The sequence below is a fragment of the Nocardioides daejeonensis genome, assembly GCF_003194585.1.
Taxonomy (GTDB): domain Bacteria; phylum Actinomycetota; class Actinomycetes; order Propionibacteriales; family Nocardioidaceae; genus Nocardioides; species Nocardioides daejeonensis.
In genome coordinates this window covers 254,026-272,250 of the sequence record NZ_QHKZ01000001.1, presented here as the reverse complement: position 1 = coordinate 272,250, position 18,225 = coordinate 254,026, and the positions used below count along the sequence as shown (strand labels likewise).

At 71.1% G+C, this 18,225-nt stretch carries 17 protein-coding genes; all 17 read right to left on the bottom strand.

What is annotated here, in order from left to right:
- Window positions 1–65: 65 nt before the first annotated feature.
- Complete coding sequence (locus DNK54_RS01305; protein WP_110205754.1) at window positions 66–821, bottom strand: DivIVA domain-containing protein; 756 nt, start codon at window positions 819–821, stop codon at window positions 66–68.
- A 129-nt stretch (window positions 822–950) separates the two neighbouring features.
- Entirely contained in the window at window positions 951–1,238 is a 288-nt protein-coding gene (locus DNK54_RS01300; protein ID WP_204164377.1) for a YggT family protein, read from the bottom strand.
- 3 nt (window positions 1,239–1,241) lie between these two features.
- The gene (locus DNK54_RS01295) at window positions 1,242–1,709 is read right to left on the bottom strand and encodes a cell division protein SepF (RefSeq protein ID WP_110205151.1); all 468 of its coding nucleotides are present in this window, start codon (window positions 1,707–1,709) and stop codon (window positions 1,242–1,244) included.
- Window positions 1,710–1,764: 55 nt separating this feature from the next.
- The gene (locus DNK54_RS01290; RefSeq protein ID WP_110205150.1) at window positions 1,765–2,466 is read right to left on the bottom strand and encodes a YggS family pyridoxal phosphate-dependent enzyme; all 702 of its coding nucleotides are present in this window, start codon (window positions 2,464–2,466) and stop codon (window positions 1,765–1,767) included.
- A complete protein-coding gene (gene pgeF, locus DNK54_RS01285; protein WP_110205149.1) occupies window positions 2,463–3,203 on the bottom strand; it encodes a peptidoglycan editing factor PgeF in 741 nt (246 codons plus the stop codon). Before pgeF ends, DNK54_RS01290 begins: the two co-directional genes overlap by 4 nt.
- Before the next feature lie 6 nt (window positions 3,204–3,209).
- Window positions 3,210–4,424: a cell division protein FtsZ gene (gene ftsZ / locus DNK54_RS01280; RefSeq protein ID WP_110205148.1), complete on the bottom strand. Its 1,215-nt coding sequence runs from the start codon at window positions 4,422–4,424 to the stop codon at window positions 3,210–3,212.
- A gap of 330 nt (window positions 4,425–4,754) precedes the next feature.
- Window positions 4,755–5,501, bottom strand: a complete 747-nt coding sequence (locus DNK54_RS01275; protein ID WP_110205147.1) for a cell division protein FtsQ/DivIB — start codon at window positions 5,499–5,501, stop codon at window positions 4,755–4,757.
- Complete coding sequence (gene murC / locus DNK54_RS01270; protein ID WP_110205146.1) at window positions 5,494–6,918, bottom strand: UDP-N-acetylmuramate--L-alanine ligase; 1,425 nt, start codon at window positions 6,916–6,918, stop codon at window positions 5,494–5,496. The genes DNK54_RS01275 and murC overlap by 8 nt, the downstream gene beginning before the upstream one ends.
- Complete coding sequence (murG, locus tag DNK54_RS01265; RefSeq protein WP_110205145.1) at window positions 6,915–7,985, bottom strand: undecaprenyldiphospho-muramoylpentapeptide beta-N-acetylglucosaminyltransferase; 1,071 nt, start codon at window positions 7,983–7,985, stop codon at window positions 6,915–6,917. The genes murC and murG overlap by 4 nt, the downstream gene beginning before the upstream one ends.
- 7 nt (window positions 7,986–7,992) lie before the next feature.
- Window positions 7,993–9,243: a putative lipid II flippase FtsW gene (gene ftsW, locus DNK54_RS01260; protein WP_239459847.1), complete on the bottom strand. Its 1,251-nt coding sequence runs from the start codon at window positions 9,241–9,243 to the stop codon at window positions 7,993–7,995.
- Window positions 9,244–9,259: 16 nt separating this feature from the next.
- Window positions 9,260–10,714, bottom strand: coding sequence for a UDP-N-acetylmuramoyl-L-alanine--D-glutamate ligase (gene murD, locus DNK54_RS01255; protein ID WP_239459846.1), 1,455 nt, complete (start codon window positions 10,712–10,714; stop codon window positions 9,260–9,262).
- Window positions 10,711–11,826 carry a phospho-N-acetylmuramoyl-pentapeptide-transferase gene (gene mraY / locus DNK54_RS01250; protein ID WP_110205142.1) on the bottom strand — a complete coding sequence of 372 codons (1,116 nt, stop codon included), beginning with the start codon at window positions 11,824–11,826 and terminating at the stop codon, window positions 10,711–10,713. Before mraY ends, murD begins: the two co-directional genes overlap by 4 nt.
- Window positions 11,823–13,238 carry a UDP-N-acetylmuramoyl-tripeptide--D-alanyl-D-alanine ligase gene (locus DNK54_RS01245; protein WP_239459913.1) on the bottom strand — a complete coding sequence of 472 codons (1,416 nt, stop codon included), beginning with the start codon at window positions 13,236–13,238 and terminating at the stop codon, window positions 11,823–11,825. Before DNK54_RS01245 ends, mraY begins: the two co-directional genes overlap by 4 nt.
- A gap of 5 nt (window positions 13,239–13,243) precedes the next feature.
- Window positions 13,244–14,788: a UDP-N-acetylmuramoyl-L-alanyl-D-glutamate--2,6-diaminopimelate ligase gene (locus tag DNK54_RS01240; protein ID WP_204164376.1), complete on the bottom strand. Its 1,545-nt coding sequence runs from the start codon at window positions 14,786–14,788 to the stop codon at window positions 13,244–13,246.
- Window positions 14,789–14,814: 26 nt separating this feature from the next.
- Window positions 14,815–16,596, bottom strand: coding sequence for a peptidoglycan D,D-transpeptidase FtsI family protein (locus tag DNK54_RS01235; RefSeq protein WP_239459845.1), 1,782 nt, complete (start codon window positions 16,594–16,596; stop codon window positions 14,815–14,817).
- Entirely contained in the window at window positions 16,593–17,195 is a 603-nt protein-coding gene (gene ftsL / locus DNK54_RS01230) for a cell division protein FtsL (RefSeq protein WP_110205139.1), read from the bottom strand. Before ftsL ends, DNK54_RS01235 begins: the two co-directional genes overlap by 4 nt.
- Complete coding sequence (gene rsmH, locus DNK54_RS01225; protein WP_110205138.1) at window positions 17,192–18,157, bottom strand: 16S rRNA (cytosine(1402)-N(4))-methyltransferase RsmH; 966 nt, start codon at window positions 18,155–18,157, stop codon at window positions 17,192–17,194. The genes ftsL and rsmH overlap by 4 nt, the downstream gene beginning before the upstream one ends.
- Between the last annotated feature and the right edge of the window lie 68 nt (window positions 18,158–18,225).

Below are 18,225 nucleotides of genomic sequence, written 5' to 3'. Positions count from 1 at the left end.
CGGCCGGGTCCCTGTCGGACCCGGCCGCCGCCGGTAGGTGCGGTGTTGCTGCGCTGAGCCTTGGCTCAGGCCTCCTCGTCGCCCAGGATCGAACGCAGCCGCTTCGGAGCCGGGCTGGCCTGCGCGACCTCCGCTCCGGTGTCGCCGGAGGCGTTGAGCGAGGCGAGCTGCTCGGTGAAGTAGCTCTTGAGCCGGGCCCGGTACTCACGCTCGAAGGAGCGCAGCTTCTCCACGTCGGCGCTCAGCGTGTCGCGCTCCACCTCGAGCGCACCGAACATCTGGGTACGACGCTCGGCCGTCTCGGAGTCGAGCAGCTGCGCACGGGTCCGCGCGTCCATCTCCAGGCGGTCGGCCTTCGTCTTGGCCTCGGCCTCGAGACGCTCGGCCTTGGTACGGGCCTGCCCGACGATCTTGTCGGCCTCGTTCTTGGCCTCCTCGACGAGCTCGTCCGCGTTGCGGGTGGCGATCTCGAGGAGCCGAGCCGCGGCGCTGGACGCCTCGGCAACGGTCTCGACCTTGATCGTCTCCACCTGGCCGGTCGGCGCCGCAGCGGGAGTCGGCGTCGGCACCGGGGCGGGCTCGGGCTTCACCTCGGCCACAGGGGCCGGGGCAGGCGTCGGCACGGGGGCCGGAGCCGCTGCCGGAGCACCGGCCTGCGCCGCAGCGAGCTTGGCGCGCAGGTCCTCGTTCTCCTTGGTGAGTCGGGCCAGTTCGGCTTCCACCTCGTCGAGGAACTGGTCGACCTCACCCATGTCGTAGCCCTCACGGAGCCGGACCGGAGTAAAGCGCTTGTTGCTCACGTCCTCAGGCGTCAGCGGCATGACCTCACCCAATTCGTCACTAGTTCATGGTCTGTTTTCTCGTCCCGAACAATAGCGCCTGGGGTCATACCCCCGGCACCACGCCGGATGCGGTGGGACCAGCCCCACCCGACGATGCTCACCTCGGCCTCACAGGAGCAGGGCCGCGTTGAGTTGCATCAGAAGGTATGCCCCCACCAGCACCAGAAGGAAACTCAGGTCCAGTGCCACGCTGCCCAGGCGGAGCGGCGGGATCACCCGCCGCAGTGCCTTGATGGGCGGATCCGTGACCGAGTAGACCCCCTCCAGCAGCACCAGCAGCGGGCCGCTCGGCGACCAACTGCGGGCGAAGACCTGCACCCAGTCGAAGACGAAACGTATCCAGAGCAGAGCGATGAACACCCACAAGACGATGTGGATGATCTGTCCAGCGATCACGTGTCAGCTCTGGTTGAAGAAGCCGCCCTCGGCGATTCGCTGCTTGTCCTCGGCCGCAACGGTGACGTTGGGCGGGGACAGCAGGAACACCTTGGCGGTGACGCGCTCGATCGAGCCGTGCGTCGCGAAGATCAGGCCGGCGGCGAAGTCGACGAGTCGCTTCGCGTCGGCGTCCTCCATCTCCGACAGGTTCATGATGACCGGCACGCCCTCGCGGTAGTTCTCACCCACCGTGCGGGCCTCGTTGTAGGTGCGCGGGTGCAGTGTGGTGATGCGAGACAATTCGGCGACAACTCCTGATGACGGGACCGGCTGCGGACGACGGCGCTCGGCCAGATCGGCGACCGGCGCCGGGCGGCGCTCGCCCCGTTCCGGCTCCTCGGCGTGGTCGTCGAGTTCCTCGTCGAGGTAACGGTCGCTCTCCTCGACCAGGCCGAGGTACTCACCGATCCTGCGCATGGCGCCGCTCATGAGTCTTTCCTCCGGAGTTCTGTGCCCGAAGCGGGCACGTTTGGTATAGGTGACATTACTGGACCGCCGGCCTCTCCCCGAGGACCGCACGGCCAATGCGTACGTGTGTCGCGCCGTGTTTCACGGCCTCTTCCAGGTCGCCGCTCATCCCCGCGGACAGCACCGTGGCCTCCGGGTGGTCACGGCGAAGGGCCGCGGCGAGCTCGGCCAGCTCGGCGAAGGCGGCATCGGCGTCCGCGCCGAGCGGCGCGACCGCCATCAGCCCCGCCAGTCGCAGTCCGTCGGCCGCCACCACCGCCTCGGCCAGCGGGCCGATCTCCTCCGGTCGTACGCCGGCCCGTCCGTCCCGCTGCTCCGGTGGATCCAAGCTCACCTGGACCAGGCAGGGCAGCACGATCCCGCGCTCCTGGGCGCCACGGGAGAGCCCCGCGACGAGCTTGGGCCGGTCCAACGACTCGACCATGTCGGCGTAGCGCGCCACCGCTGCCGCCTTGTTGGACTGGAGGCCGCCGATGTAGTGCCAGCGCAGTCCCAGATCCGCCGTCTCGGCCGCCTTGGCCTCGGCCTCCTGGTGGCGGTTCTCCCCGACGTCGGTGACGCCGAGATCGGCCAGCAGGCGTACATCGCTGGCCGGGAAGTACTTGGTGACGACGGTGAGCGTGACCTCCCCCGGGTCACGACCGACCGAGCGACAGGCGGCAGCGATCCGCTCCCGGGTCGCCGCCAGCCCCGCCGCCAACTCCTCGCGCCGCGTCATCGCGTCTCCACTCCTTCGGAATCTCGCATCACGATCAGCCCCACCTGGCGCCCGGACTGCGCAGCGTCGCGCCGGTAGGAGTAGTGCGCCGGCGACTCGACGGTGCAGATGCCCACCTCGACGACGTCGGCGACCCCGGCCCGGTCGAGCTGGGCTCGCACGCCGGCAGCGAGGTCGAGTGACGGCGTACCCCAGGAAGTGGTGGCGCCGGCCTCGGGAACCAGGGCCGCCACCTCGGCGCGCAGCACGTCGGGGACCTCGTAGCAACGACCACAGACGTGCGGCCCGATCCGAGCCAGGATCCGTCGGGCGCCGGCCGCGCGCATCCGGCGCACCGTCGCGCCCACCACATCCGCAGCCATCCCGGCTCGTCCGGCGTGGGCCGCGGCGACGACCCCCTCCTCCGGATCGGCCAAGAGCACGGGGACACAGTCGGCGACCCGCACCACCAGCACTGCCCCGGGCACGCTGGTGACCAGCCCGTCACACTCCGGAGCGACCTCCGGCACGCTGTCGAGGTGTGCCACAGCCGCACCGTGGACCTGCCGCATGTCGACACGGCGCGCCGACGGGGAGAAGTCGTCCAGCACCCGGCGCCAGTTGGCCTCGACCTCATCGCGACGCGGCGGCGGAACGAGAGCCAGGTCAAGCTCGTCGTACGGCGACGCACTGACTCCGCCGAACCGGTCGGTGAAGGCCAGGTCGACGGAGCCGATGCGTTCGCGGTGCGTGAACAACCGGGGTTACTTCAAGAAGTCCGGGACGTCGAGATCGTCGTCGTCGAACTGGACCGGCCGGGGCGCCTGGCGCTGCGCCGGCTGCTGGGCGGGGGCCGCCGGGCTCGGGCGGGCTGCCTGCTGCTGCGGCTGCGCCGCCGGAGCAGCGGGCGCCTGCTGGGCGGGCTCGGCGCGCCGGGTGGCGAGCGCCTGCGCCGCCTCGCGGGTCTCGGCCTGAGTCTGCTGCGGAGGCTGCTGCCGGCGCAGCACCGTGCCCTCGTCGCGACGCTTCGGCATGCCGCCGTCGAAGCCGGCGGCGATGACCGTGACCCGCACCTCGTCACCGAGGGCGTCGTCGATCGTCGCGCCGAAGATGATGTTGGCCTCGGGGTGGACAGAGTCGGCAACCAGGGCGGCTGCCTCGTTGATCTCGAAGAGACCGAGGTCGGAGCCTCCGGCGATCGAGAGCAGCACGCCGTGCGCGCCGTCGATGCTCGCCTCGAGCAGCGGGCTCGAGACCGCCATCTCAGCGGCGGCGACCGAGCGGTCCTCGCCCCGAGCCGAACCGATCCCCATCAGGGCGGAGCCGGCGTTGGCCATCACGGACTTCACGTCCGCGAAGTCGAGGTTGATCAGGCCCGGGGTGGTGATCAGGTCGGTGATGCCGGAGACACCCTGCAGCAGCACCTGGTCGGCCTGCTTGAAGGCGTCGAGCACCGAGACGTTGCGGTCACTGATCGAGAGCAAACGATCGTTGGGGATCACGATGAGGGTGTCGACCTCGTCGCGCAGCGCCGCGATGCCCTCCTCCGCGGAGTTGGCCCGGCGCCGTCCCTCGAAGGCGAACGGGCGGGTCACCACGCCGATCGTCAGCGCGCCGAGCGATCGAGCGATGCGAGCCACGACCGGCGCGCCGCCGGTGCCGGTGCCGCCCCCCTCGCCGGCGGTCACGAAGACCATGTCGGCGCCCTTGATGACCTCTTCGATCTCGTCCGCGTGGTCCTCGGCTGCCCTGCCGCCCACTTCGGGGTTGGCGCCGGCACCCAGTCCACGGGTCAGTTCGCGGCCGATGTCGAGCTTCACATCGGCGTCGCTCATGAGCAGGGCCTGCGCGTCGGTGTTGATGGCGATGAACTCGACGCCCTTGAGGCCGACTTCGATCATCCGGTTGACGGCGTTGACGCCACCCCCACCGATGCCCACGACCTTGATGATGGCCAGGTAGTTCTGTGCTGCTGCCACGTCGTGCGTGCCTCTCCTGATCGGTGTCGCCCGCCGCTCCGGTAGGAGCTGCGGGCCTTGCCTGTGCCTACTGCGGCCTTGCCTGTGCCTACTGCGGGCCTTGCCTGTGTCTGGGTGCGGCGACCCGGTGATCACACCCGGACCTCCGCGGCGGGGAAGTCTCGATCAGTCGGCCCGAACCCTAACCCTCAACTGAAGGGTTATAGTTATGTCAACCTCTCGATGCGAAGAACAGTAGGCAGCCGATGACACGGAACCGCGCAGACACGCCCGCGCGTCGACAGATTTCGGCGCGCGTTCTGACGAAGGCCGCGCGGGCGCTACAACGGGTCAGCGGGTGGTGGGGCGCCCGGGCACGCTGACGTCGTACGTGGTTGCCTTCTGCTTGAGCAGCACGGTCAGCACCTCCGCCTTCTCGGCGGACTTCTCCGCACTCCCCCAGGCCACGGTGCGCCCGTCGCGCAGGTGGAGGTCGATCTGGTCGATGGTGCGCAGCTCGATGAACTCCACCTGCTTGGCGATCTGACGAGGCAGTGCCCCGGCTACCGCCGCACCCTCGGTGCGCACCTCGGCGGTCAGCTCGCCGGCGGCGCGGAGCACCGGGAAACCGGAAGGCACCCGGGCGAAGTTGCGAAAGACGGTGCCCGTCTCGTCCATGCCCCGGTAGCGCTCCCCCACGCCGAAGACCGCCACCACGCGGCGCTCCTCGATCCGGATCAGCACCTTGTCGGGCCAGGCTCGGGAGACGTCGGCGCCCTTGACTGCCGGCAGCCGCTCCACACGGTCGGCGATCGCATCGACGTCGAGCGTGGCCAACGGCTCTCCGGAGGGCACCATCGCCGCATCACGGACCTGTTCCGCCGTCAGGGTGCGGGTGCCCTCCACCTCGACGCCGGAGACGCCGAGCACCGAGGAGAACCACACCAGCCAGATCCCTACGCCCAGCAGCGTGAACGCCAGCGCGGCGACCAGCAGGACCCGCCAGGCCAGCCACCTGCGCAGCCACTGACGACGGGCGAACCGGCGCCGGGTGACCGTCTCCTCGTCCACCGCGCCGCGCCGCCACAGGTCAGGCATCGCGCTCGCGCTCGTCCAGCAGCTCGAGCACCCGGGGACCGACCGTGGTGATGTCGCCGGCCCCGAGAGTCACCACCAGGTCCCCCGGCCGGGCCCGGCGCACCAGAGCGTCGGCGACGTCGGCCAGGCCGGGAGCGAACTCCACTCGTTCGTGAGACAGCGGCACCGCCGCGGCGACGAGTGCGCCGGTGACTGCGGGATCCGGCTCCTCGCGCGCCACGTAGACGTCAGCGACGACGACCTCGTCGGCCGCCGCGAGCTCGACACCCATCTGCTCGGCGAAGATCCGGGTCCGCGAGACCAGATGGGGTTGGAACGCCGCGAGCACACGGCCGGCTCCGGCGACCTCGCGGGCTGCCTGGAGGTCACCACGGATCTCGCTGGGGTGGTGGGCGTAGGTGTCGTAGACGCGCACACCGCCTGCCTCCCCCTTGCGCTCCATGCGGCGTCGGGTGCCGGTGAAGCCCGCCAGGCCCCGGGCCAGGTCGGCGAACGCGTGTCCGAGCTCGAGGCCGACCGACAGCACCGCCAGCGCGTTCAGCACGTAGTGCCGACCGGGGATCTGCAGCGTCACCTCGCCCAGCCGCTGGTCGCCGCGCAGCACCGTGAACCGGGTACGGGTGCCGTCGTGGACGATCTCCGCCGCCCGCAGCTCCGCGTCCGCATCGATCCCGTAGCCGAGCACCCGACGTCCCGCAGCAGCGGCCGTCTCCGCCAGGGCAGCGGCACCGGGGTCGTCGCGGCACGCGACCAGGAAGCCCGCCGGATCGAGGGTCGTGACGAACTCGTCGAACGCCGCGCGGTAGGCGGCCTCGGTCCCCCACTGGTCCAGATGGTCGGCGTCGATGTTGGTCACCACCGCGGCGTACGGCGCATAGTGCAGGAAGGCACCATCGCTCTCGTCCGCCTCCGCGACGAACAGGTCACCCGACCCGTCGGCGGCGTTGACGCCGGTCGCCGCCAGCTCGCCGCCGATCGCATAGCTGGGATCCGCACCGGCCGTCTGGAGCGCGACCGTGAGCAGCGAGGTGGTCGTCGTCTTCCCGTGCGTGCCCGCCACGGCGAGGGTGCGTCGTCCGTCCATCACCGCAGCAAGCGCGGCCGAGCGGGGCAGGATGCGGAGTCCCTGCGCCACAGCGGCCAGATACTCCGGATTGTCCTCACGGATCGCCGTGGAGACGACGACCGTGTCGACGTCATGCACCTGCTCGGCGGCATGGCCCACGTGCACACGGGCGCCGAGCTCGCGCAGCGCAGCGAGGGCGGCGGAGTCCGCGCCGTCACTCCCGCTCACCACGACGCCACGAGCCAGCATGATCCGGGCGATGCCGGAGAGCCCGGCCCCGCCGATCCCGACGAAGTGCACGCGGCCGAGCTCACCGGCCGGGAGCATCCGTTCGGGCACCGGGATCCTCATCTGGCGGCCTCCAGCACGATGCGGGCCAGCTTCTCGTCGGCGTCGCGTGGGATCAGCGCGGCGGCCGCCGAGCCCATCCGCGCCAGACGCTCAGGGTCGAGCACGAGACTCGGCACGAGCTCCGCCACCCGGTCCGCGGTGAGGTCGGCGTCGTCGACGAGCAGCGCCCCGCCGGCCTCCACCACCGGCCGGGCGTTGAGGGCCTGCTCGCCGTTGCCGATCGGGAGCGGGACGAAGATCGCAGGCAGTCCGGTCGCGGCGGCCTCGGTGACGCTCGAGGCGCCTGAGCGGCAGAGCACGAGGTCGGCGGCGGCGTACGCGAGGTCCATCCGGTCGACGAAGGAGACGACCCGGTAGGGCACCCCGGTCTCGACCGGCTCCGCGGAGCCGTTGGGACCGACAACGTGCACGACCTGGATGCCGTGATGGCCGAAGACCGGCGCAGCAGCGGAGACCGACTGGTTGAGCCGCCGCGCGCCCTGGGACCCGCCGGTCACCAGGAGCGTCGGCCGCTCCGGGTCGAGACCGAAGTGCGCACGCGCCTCGTCGCGCGACGCGGCGCGGTCGAGGCCGGAGATCATCGGCCGGATCGGCAGGCCGACGTACTCCGCCTTCTTCAGCGGCGTGTCGGGGAAGCTGACCGCGACGCGAGTGGCGACGCGAGCACCGGCCTTGTTGGCGAGCCCGGGCAGCGCATTCTGCTCGTGCACCACCAGCGGCAGCTTGCGCCGGCGCGCCGCGAGATAGGCAGGCATGGAGACGTAGCCGCCGTAGCCGACGACGACGTCCGGGCGGACCCGGTCGAAGACGGCCAGGGTCTCCTTCACCGCAGCCCGCAGTCGCCCCGGCACCCGGAAGAGGTCGGCGTTGGGCTTGCGCGGCAGCGGCACCGGCGGGATCAGCTCGAGCGGGTAGCCGGCGTCGGGCACCACGCGGTTCTCCAAGCCGCGGGGCGTCCCGAGGCAGGTGATCTCGGTCTCCGGCGCGAGCCTGCGCAGCGCATCGGCCGTGGCAAGCAGGGGTGAGGTGTGGCCGGCGGTACCCCCGCCGGCGAGCAGGACACGCATTCTCGTTTCAGGATCCTCGTCGTGACGTCGGTGCCGAGAGCCCCGCGGTACGGCGGCGCTTGCGGGCGGCCAGCGCGCGGGCGGCCTGGGGCTCGGAGCGGGCGAACCCGATCAGGATGCCCAGCGCAGCCAAAGACGGCAACAGCGCCGAGCCGCCGTAGGAGATGAGCGGCAGCGGAATGCCGATGACCGGCATCACCGCCAGCACCATTCCCACGTTGATCATCATCTGCCCGATCAGCCAGATCGTGATGCCGAAGGTGGCGTAGCGGACGAACGGGTCCTTGGTGTGGGAGGCCACCCGGATCGCCGCATAGGCGATGGTCAGGAAGAGCGCCAGCACCAGCATCGTGCCGACCAGGCCCAGCTCCTCACCGAGCACCGCGAAGATGAAGTCGGTATGTGCCTCGGGCAGGTCGCCCCACTTCTGCTGGGAGGCCCCGATCCCCTGGCCGAAGAGGCCGCCGGTGGAGAGGGCGTAGAGCCCGTGGGCGGGCTGCCAGCCGGCGTCCTGGTAGTCCTTGAAGGGGTCGATGAAGTTGAAGAGGCGCTGTTGGCGCTCGGTGTTGCTGTTGGCCAGGTAGAGGGCGGCCACGCCGATGACGGCGAGCGCGAAGCCGAAGAGACGCCCCGGGGCGCCGATCGCCCAGAGCATGCCGATCAGGATCGCGAAGACGACCAACGCCGTCCCCAGGTCGTGCTGCATCACGATGAGCGCCGCCACCAGGAGCACGCCCGGCACCACCGGCATGATGATCTGGTGCCAGCTGGTGAGGCGGCGATCCTTCCGCGCGTAGATGTGGGCCGCCCAGAGGATCACCGCAAGCTTGGCCACCTCGGAGGGCTGCACCTGGAACGGCCCCAACGCAAGCCAGTTCGTGTTGCCGTTGACGCGCACGCCCAGGGGCGTATGGGTCAATCCCAGCAGGAGGATCGCCAGGCCCATCGCCGGCCACGTGAGCCGGCGCAGCCAATCGCGACGCATCCGGCTGGCGATGAAGGCGACCGGCAGGCCGATCGCCACCCACATCAGCTGCTTCTCGACGATCGCATAGGAGTTCCCGGTCACCCGGTAGGCGTAGACGCTGGACGCCGAGAGCACCATGATCAGGCCGATGGTGAGCAACAGCCCGGAGGCGCCGAGCAGCAGGTAGTAGGCGGTGAGGGGCCGGTCGATCGCCTCCCGGACAGTCCCCCACCACGACGGGCCGCGCAGCGTGGGCCGTGAGGTCGGACGCTCACTGGTGGTGCTGGCCACCTGCTCCTCCCTCACCTCACGTGCTGAGCCGGCGAACCGCCTCGGCGAACTTCCTGCCGCGCTCACCGTAGTTGGCGAACTGGTCCATGGACGCGCATCCCGGCGCCAAGAGCACGGTGTCTCCCGGCGTCGCGAGATCGGCCGCCGCAGCGACCACGCGATCCATGATCGTCTCGGCGCCAGTCTCCCCGGCCTCCACCACCACCACCGGCACATCGGGAGCGTGTCGCGAAAGTGCCGCGGCGATCACGTCACGGTCGGCGCCGATGAGCACCGCGCCACGCAGCCGCTCGCGGACCTGACGGACCAGGTCGTCGAAGTGGGCTCCCTTGGCCAGTCCCCCGGCCACCCACACCACCGACTCGTAGGCCTGCAGCGAGGACTGGGCGGCGTGCGGATTGGTGGCCTTGGAGTCGTCGACCCAGGTGACCCCGGCGATCTCCGCGACCCGCTCGATCCGATGACCGTCGGGCCGGAACGTGCTCAGCCCCTCCCGTACGGCGGAGCGAGAGATGCCGTGCGAGCGGGCCAGCGCGGCGGCGGCCAGGGCGTTGGCCACGAAGTGCGGGGCGTCGGAGGCGAGATCGCCGATGGTGAGCAGCTCCGCGGCGCTGGTGGCGCGCTCCTCGATGAAGGCACGGTCGACCAGCATGTCCTCGACCAGCCCGAGCATGCCGACGCCGGGCATGCCCAGGGTGAACCCGATCGCCCGCGCTCCCTCGACGACGTCGGCCTCGCGCACCATCTCCTCAGTGGCCGGGTCGGCGACGTTGTAGACGCAGGCACGCTCGACCTGGTGGTAGATGCGTGCCTTGTCGGCGGCGTAGCGCGTCATGCCGTCGGGGCCGTCGTACCAGTCGAGGTGGTCCTCGGCGAGGTTGAGCACGGCGGCCGACTCCGCCCGCATCGACTGGCTCCAGTGCAGCTGGAAGCTGGAGAGCTCGACAGCGAGCACGTCATACGGCGTCGGGTCCATCACCGCCTCGACGATCGGCGTGCCCACGTTGCCGACCGCGAGGCTGCGCAGTCCGGCGGCACGCAGGATCGAGTCGAGCATCTGGACGGTCGTGGTCTTGCCGTTCGTGCCGGTGATCGCCAGCCAGGGAGCGGGCCGCTCCGGATCGCGGAGTCGCCAGGCAAGCTCGACCTCTCCCCAGACGGGGATGCCGCGGGCCGCCGCCTGCGCCAGCAGCGGGGCGTCCGGCCGCCAGCCGGGAGAGGTGACGACGACGTCCACGTCGTCGGGCAGCGTGGCGGTGCTGCCGGGGCCGAGCCGCAGCCGGGCCCCGAGGGACTCCAGGAGCTCGCCCCGCTCTCCGTGACTGCTCTCCCGCTCGTCCAGTGCGGTGACCTCGGCGCCCAGGAAGAGCAGGTTGTCGACGGCGGCCACGCCCGAGACGCCGAAGCCGGCCACCACCGCGTTGACGCCGTCCCAGGCGTCGGCACGGCCCAGGCCCGAGACGTCCCTCACGTGCCCGCCACCCACTCCGCGTAGAAGACGCCGAGGCCGGTCGCCACGAAGAGACCCGAGATGATCCAGAAGCGGATCACGACGTTGACCTGCTCCCAGCCCAGCATCTCGAAGTGGTGGTGCAGCGGCGCCATGCGGAAGACCCGATGGCCCTTCTGCACGCGGAAGACCTTCCGCACCAGTCCGCTGCGCGTCGAGGCCTTGAAGAAGCTCACCTGGATCATCACCGACAGGGTCACCATCACGAAGAGGCCGCCGATCACGGCGAGCAGGATCTCGGTGCGGGTCAGGATGGCGAAGCCGGCGAGGGCAGCACCGAGCGAGAGCGAACCCGTGTCTCCCATGAAGATCTGCGCCGGCGAGGCGTTCCACCACAGGAAGCCGAAGCAGGCCCCGGTGATCGCGGCGGCGATGATCGCCAGGTCGAGCGGGTCACGCACCTCGTAGCAGCGGCCGTAGCTGATGTTCTCCTGGCCGCACCACTGGTTGTTCTGCCAGATGTTCACGAAGGTGTAGGCACCGAAGACCATCATGGAGGAGCCGGCGGCCAGGCCGTCGAGTCCGTCGGTCAGGTTGACCGCGTTGCTGAAGCCGGTGACGAAGAGCCAGATCAGGAGCAGCACCACGACGACCGGGAGCGTCCACTGGTCGAGGTCGCGGATGAAGGAGAGGTGGCGCGACGCCGGGGTCTGGCCGCGGTCGTCCTCCAACCACGGGGAGAGCGCAAGACCGCCGAACACGAGGGCGATGACGGTCTGGCCGATCATCTTGGCCTTGCTGCGCAGCCCGAGGTTGCGCTGCTTGTAGATCTTGATGAAGTCGTCGAGGAAGCCGACGGTGCCCATGCCGACGAAGAGGAAGAGCAGCAGCAGCGCGGAGGCGCTGGGGGCGGTGCCGGTCACCAGCTTCGCGAAGAAGTAGCCGATCACGGTCGCGGCGATGATGACGATGCCCCCCATGGTGGGGGTGCCGCGCTTCGTCTGGTGGGTGGTCGGCCCGTCCTCGCGGATCTCCTGGCCGTAGCCCTTCGCGGAGAGCATCCGGATCGCATAGCGGGTGCCCAGCAGCGAGATGATCAGTGACAGTCCGCCACCGAGCAGGATCGCTCTCATGCGCCTGCCTCCTCCGACAGTTCCTGGGCCAGTACCTCGAGGCCGGCGGCGCGCGATGCCTTCACCAGCACGACATCGTGTGCGTCGACGTTCTCGCGCAACCATGCCAGAGCCGCGGCCCGGTCAGCCGTGGACACGACGATAGGTGACACAGATGTGACGCTCGCCGCGCCCGCGGCGATCTCGGCCGCCTCTGCGCCGATCACCACGATGACGTCGATGCCGAGCCGGGCCGCGATGTGGCCGATCCGGTTGTGCTGGGTGGCGTGCTCCGCGCCCAGCTCGCGCATCACCCCGAGCACCGCGACCGTACGCCGCCCCGACGACTCCTTGATGTGCACCAGCGTGTCGAGGGCGAGAGCGACCGACTCCGGGTTCGCGTTGTAGGCGTCGTTGAGCACCACCAACCCGTCGGCACGGCGCAGCGGCTCCATCCGCCAGCGCGACTGGGCCGTCGCGCAGTTGAGCGCGGCGACGACGGCCTCGAAGTCGAGGCCGGCGGCCAGCGCGAGGGCGGCGGCAGCAGCGGCGTTGTCGATCTGGTGGGCCCCGATCTGCTGCAGGGCCAGCTCCGCCGACCGGTCGCCGTACCGCAACGTCGTGCGTGGGCGACCCAGATCGTCGAACGTCTCCCCCCACCACGTGACGTCGGCCGGCTCGGTCGGGGTGCCGTCGCCGTGCTCGGCCGTGCCGCGGTCGCTGCCGAAGCTCAGCACCCGCTCCACGACCGCACCGCCCAACCCCACGCGCGTACGTCGGTCGTCCGCGTTGATCACGGCAGCGCCGTCGGCGGGCAGCGCAGCGAGCAGCTCGCCCTTGGCGCGGGCGGTGTCGTCGACCGTGCCGAACTCGCTGGCGTGCGCCGAGCCCACGTTGAGCACGGCACCGAAACGCGGGCGGGCGATGCCGCAGAGGTAGGCGATGTGGCCGCTTCCCCGCGCTCCCATCTCGACGACCAGGTAGCTGGTGTCGGCGTCGGCGCGCAGGATGGTCAGGGGCACGCCGAGCTCGTTGTTGAAGTTGCCCGCTGTGGCCACGGTCGGGCCGGCCGCGGCGAACACCTGCGCCAGGTAGTCCTTGGTGCCGGTCTTGCCCTGGGAGCCGGTGATGCCGACGACGGTGGCGCGCAGCCGGTCGCGCACATGGCGGGCCAACGCGGCCAGGGCGAGGGCGGGGTCCGCCGTGACGATCGTCGGGACGCCGGTCGGGCGGGCGCCCAGCACGGCGACCGCACCGCCCGCCACCGCCTGCTCGGCGTAGTCGTGCCCGTCCACCCGCTCGCCACGGATCGCGACGAAGAGACCGTCCTCGGGCACCGCGCGGCTGTCGAGCGAGGCAGCGCCGCGCACGACCAGCTCCGGATCGCCGTGCACCTCGCCGGCAACCACGTCGGCGATCTCCGCAAGCGTCATCGGGATCACCGGGTCGCCTCCTCGTCGCGCTCTCCAGCGTCGTCGGCGCGCAGCCTGCGCGCCTCCTCGGCAACCACTACCCGATCGTCGAAGGGGTGCACCACGCCGTCGATCTCCTGGCCGGTCTCATGCCCCTTGCCCGCGACCAGCACCACGTCACCGGGGCGCGCCACTGCCAGAGCGCGGCGGATCGCGGCTCGGCGGTCTCCGACCTCGACCACCTCGGCCGGCCCGGCGCATCCGGCCAGGACCGCCGCGCGGATCGCCGCTGGATCCTCCGAGCGTGGGTTGTCGTCGGTGACGATGAGCAGATCGGCCAGCCGTGCGGCGATCTCACCCATGACCGGGCGTTTGCCCGTGTCGCGGTCGCCACCGGCGCCGAGCACGCAGATCAGCGAGCCGTCGGTGAGCGGCCGCAGCGTGCTCAGCGCTGCCTCCACGGCGTCGGGCTTGTGGGCGTAGTCGACGACCGCCTCCACGCCCAGGCCGGTCTCCACCCGCTCCAGCCGGCCCGGCACCCCGGTGCCCGAGGCCAACGCACCGGCCAGCGCCGTCAGCGGGTGGCCGACGCTGGCTCCCGCGGCCAGCGCTGCGACGGCGTTGGCGACGTTGAACTCCCCCGCGATGGGCACGCCGGTGGAGACCGCCTCGCCATCGTGGCGGATCGTGAAGGCAGAGCCCTGGGCGGTGGCCACGACGTCGTCGACCGACCAGTCGGCCGCCCCGTGCACGCTGTAGGAGTGCACCGGCACGTCGGCCAGCCCCACGAGACGGCGGCCGTGCTCGTCGTCGACGTTGACGACGGCCTGTTTGCAACGCCGCGCAGTGAAGAGCGAGGCCTTGACCGCGAAGTACTCCTCGAGGTCGGCGTGGAAGTCCAGGTGATCGCGCCCCAGGTTGGTGAAGACCGCCACGTCGAAGCGCACACCCTCCACGCGTCCCATCGCCAACGCATGGCTGGAGACCTCCATCGCGCAGGTCTCGACCCCCGCCTCGACCATGCGCGCGAAGAGCGCCTGCAGGTCGGGCGCCTCCGGCGTGGTCAGCTTCGTCGGCACCTCCTCACCGAGGATCCGGGTGCCGATCGTGCCGATCACCGCGGCACGCACCCCGGCCCCGGTCAGCGCGAGCTCGGTCAGTCGGGTGACCGTGGTCTTGCCCTGCGTGCCCGTCACCCCGATCATCCGCAGGCGCCGCGTCGGGTGGTCGTAGATGTGCGCGGCGACCTCGCCGAGCACCCGGCGGGGCGCCTCCACCACGAGCACCGGAACGCCTGCGTCCGTCGCACGCTCGGCTCCTGCGGCGTCGGTCAGCACCGCGCTCGCACCGCCAGCCACCGCCGCAGCGACGTAGTCGGCACCGTGTGCGCGCGCACCGGGCAGGGCGGCGTACAGGTCGCCGGGCAGCACCCGGTCGGTGCTCAGGGTGATGCCGGTGACCGTTGCCTCACCGACGGGGGCGGCGACCTCCAGCAGCTCCGCCAGCTCCCGCAGCGGCGTGGGCCTGGTCTGCGAGGGACGGGTACGGCGTACGTCGGCTTGGTTCACCACGCGGTGAGGTTACCCGTCACCGCGCCTCACCACTCGACCGGCAACGTGGACGGCGTGGTTCCGGTGCTGGGCACGCCGTACTTGTTGAGCAGGTAGGTCATCACCTTCGCGAAGACCGGGCCGGCGTTGCCGCCGCCGCCGAGGCCGTTCTGCGGGCGGTGCAGCACCACGTAGACGGTGAAGCGGGGCGCGTCGGCCGGCGCGAAGCCGGCGAAGGAGACCGTGAAGGAGCCGTCGTAGCGACCGTCGACCACGCGCTGGGCGGTGCCGGTCTTGCCGGCCACCCGGTAGCCGGGGATCGCGGCGGCCGGGGCGACGCCGTCGGACTGCGGCACCAGCTCCATCATCTCGGCAGTGTCGCGGGCGGCCTGCTCGCTCACCACCCGACGGGTGGTGACATGGTCGGTGCCGACCTGCTGACCGGTGTCGGTGGTCGCCGAACCCTTGATCAGGCTCGGGTCGACGTGGACGCCGCCGTTGGCGATCGTGTTGATCGCCGCCGCCATCTGGACCGCGTTGACGCTCAGCCCCTGGCCGAAGGCGATCGTGTCGCGGGAACCGTCGCTCCACGCGCCCTGCGGGAGGATCCCCGCGGACTCCCCGCGCATGCCGATGTCGGTGCGCTGCCCGAGCCCGAAGGCTCGCAGGTAGTCGGCGAGCTTCTGCTTGTCGGACTCGCGAGCCGCGAGCACCGTGCCGATGTTGGAGGACCGGGCCAGCACCCCGGCAGCGGTGAGCCGGATCGTGTCGTGGTCCCAGTGGTCCCCGATCGGCTTCGCCCCGGCACGCTCGAGCTCCGGCGGCACCGTGATCCGGGTGCGCGGGGTGATGAGACCCTGGTCGAGCAGGCTGGCGAAGGTCAGCGCCTTCTCCACCGAGCCGGGCTCGTAGGGGTCGGAGAGTGCCCGGGAGCCGAGGTCCGTCTTGCGCTTCTCGACCTCCTCGGGGGTGTTGGCACCGTCCAGTGGCTTGTTGGCGTCGTAGGTCGGGTAGTCGGCCAGGGCAAGCAGCTCCCCGCTCCCGACCTCCTCCACCACCACGGTGCCGGAGAGGGAGCCGGAGCTCTCCACGGCGTTGCGCAGCACGCGCTGGGCGTACCACTGCACGTCCTGGTCGAGCGTGAGCTGCAGGTCGGTGCCGTCGCGGGCCTCGGTCACGTTGTGGTCGCCGAGCGGGATCCGGTTGCCGCCGCCGACCTGGTAGCGGGCCTTGCCGTCGGTGCCGGCGAGCTGGGCGTTGAAGGTCCGCTCCAGTCCAGCCAGCGGCTCGTCCTCGCCGAGGAAGCCGACGATGTTGGCGGCGACGTCGTTGCCCGGGTAGTCGCGGATGGGGTCGCGCTGGGTGCTCACGCCCTTGTAGCCCTGCTCGGTCAGCGAGTCGACGACGGCCGTGGCCTTGGTCGCAGGCACCCGGCGGGCCAGGTACTGGAAGCGGGTGCCCTCGCGGCGCAGCCGCTCCAACGTCTCGAAGTAGTCCAGCCCCAGCTCGTCGGAGAGGAGCGTGGCGATCTCGGGCGCCTTCGCCCGGGTCATCTGCGGGTCGGCGATCACCATCATCCCGCTCACCGAGGTGGCGAGCTCGGTTCCGTTGCGGTCGAGGATCGCGCCGCGCTCGGCGGGCAGCTCGACCGTGTCGGTGCCCTCCTGCGCGGCGCGCGTGGCGATAGCCCCCGGGTCGATCACCTGCAGTTGCACCAGCCGGGCGCCGAAGAACGAGATCACCACCGCGATCACGATGAAGCCGAGCCGCAGCCGCAGCATCGCGGAGCCACGGGTCCCCCCGAGGGAGGAGGACGGGCGAGAGGTCAACGGTTGCTCCGGTTCGCTGATCGGTGGGCGGTGCTCCCATTCCTACCTGCCGAGGGCAGCCGATCCGTCGAGGCTGCGTCCGTGTCGCGCGCCCGGCGGTTCTTGGGCTTGGGGTCGCGCCACTTGTACTTCGGCGGAGGGTTCAGCGCGGCGGGCTTGTTCGCGTCCCTGGCCGTGATGGTCAGCTTGTTCTCCGGGCTGGCGACGTCGGCACCGGAGGGGACCACCTTGCCCCGGCTCAGATCGACGTAGTCAGCCACGTTGGCCTCCACCATGCCCATCGCCAGCGCCCGCTCCGCGACCTGCTGCGGGTCGTTGAGCTGGGCGAGCTCCATCTCCAGGCCCTCCCGCTGCGCGGTGAGCGCATCGGCCCGGCTTTCCAGCGCGGTCGCGCGGAAAGAGTTCTGCTGCATGGTGGTGTTGAGCATCAGCAGCCCGATCACGCCCGCGACCAGCAGCACACTCACGAAGATGACGAACGGAACCCTGGTGCGGGGGCGGCGTACCCGAGGGACGACGGTGAGGCGGGCGCGCTGGACCGCCTGCTCGGCGATCCGGGGCAGCCGTCCGCGGGTCGCCGCGGCCTGACGCTCGCTCATGCTCGTCCCTCCTCGTGTGCGTGCACCCGCTCGACCGCTCGCAGGCGGACCGACGCGGCGCGGGGGTTGCTCTCTGTCTCATCGGCAGGGGCCTGCTCGGCCCCGCGGGTCACGGTGCGGAACTCCGGCTCCATGCCGGCCGGCACGAACGGCATGTCCGGCGGCACCTCGCTCCTGGTGGCAGCGGTGAACGCCTGCTTCACCAGGCGGTCCTCCAGCGACTGGTAGGACTCCACGACGACGCGCCCTCCGACGCCGACCGCCCCCAGCGCCGCCGGCACCGCGCGCTCCAGTACTCGCAGTTCGTCGTTGACCTCGATCCGGAGCGCCTGGAAGGTCCTCTTCGCCGGGTGGCCGCCGGTACGCCGCGCCGGCGCCGGGATCGCCTCGTAGAGCAGCTCGACCAGACGTCCGGAGGTGGTGAACGGCTCCCTCCGTCGCTCCCGCTCGATCCGCTCGGCGATCCGGCGAGCGAACTTCTCCTCGCCGTAGATCTTGAGGATCCGGGTCAGCTCACCGACCGACGCCTCGTTGAGCACGTCCGCCGCGGTCCGGCCGGTCGAGTCGTCCATCCGCATGTCGAGCGGCGCGTCCTGCGCATAGGCGAAGCCGCGCTCCGCCTCGTCGAGCTGCATCGAGGAGACGCCGAGATCGAAGAAGACCCCCTGGACCTCCTCGACTCCTGCCTCCGCCAGCACCTCGGGCAGCTCGTCGTAGACGGCATGCACCAAGGTCGTGCGCTCGGCGTACGGCGCCAGTCGCTCGGTGCTGAGCGCCAGGGCGTGCGAGTCCCGGTCGATGCCGATCAGGCGACACGCGGGGAACGCCCGGAGCAGCCCCTCGCTGTGCCCACCGAGCCCGAGCGTGCAGTCGACGACGACGGCGCCCGGAGCCGTCAGGGCAGGCTCCAGGAGCGCGACGACCCGATCGAGCATGACGGGCACGTGGCGGTTGGCGGTCACTGGTGATCAGCTCCGGCGGCCCGTGTCGCGGTGGGCGTGCCGGAACGTCGGTGGTGCTCCGACGCTTC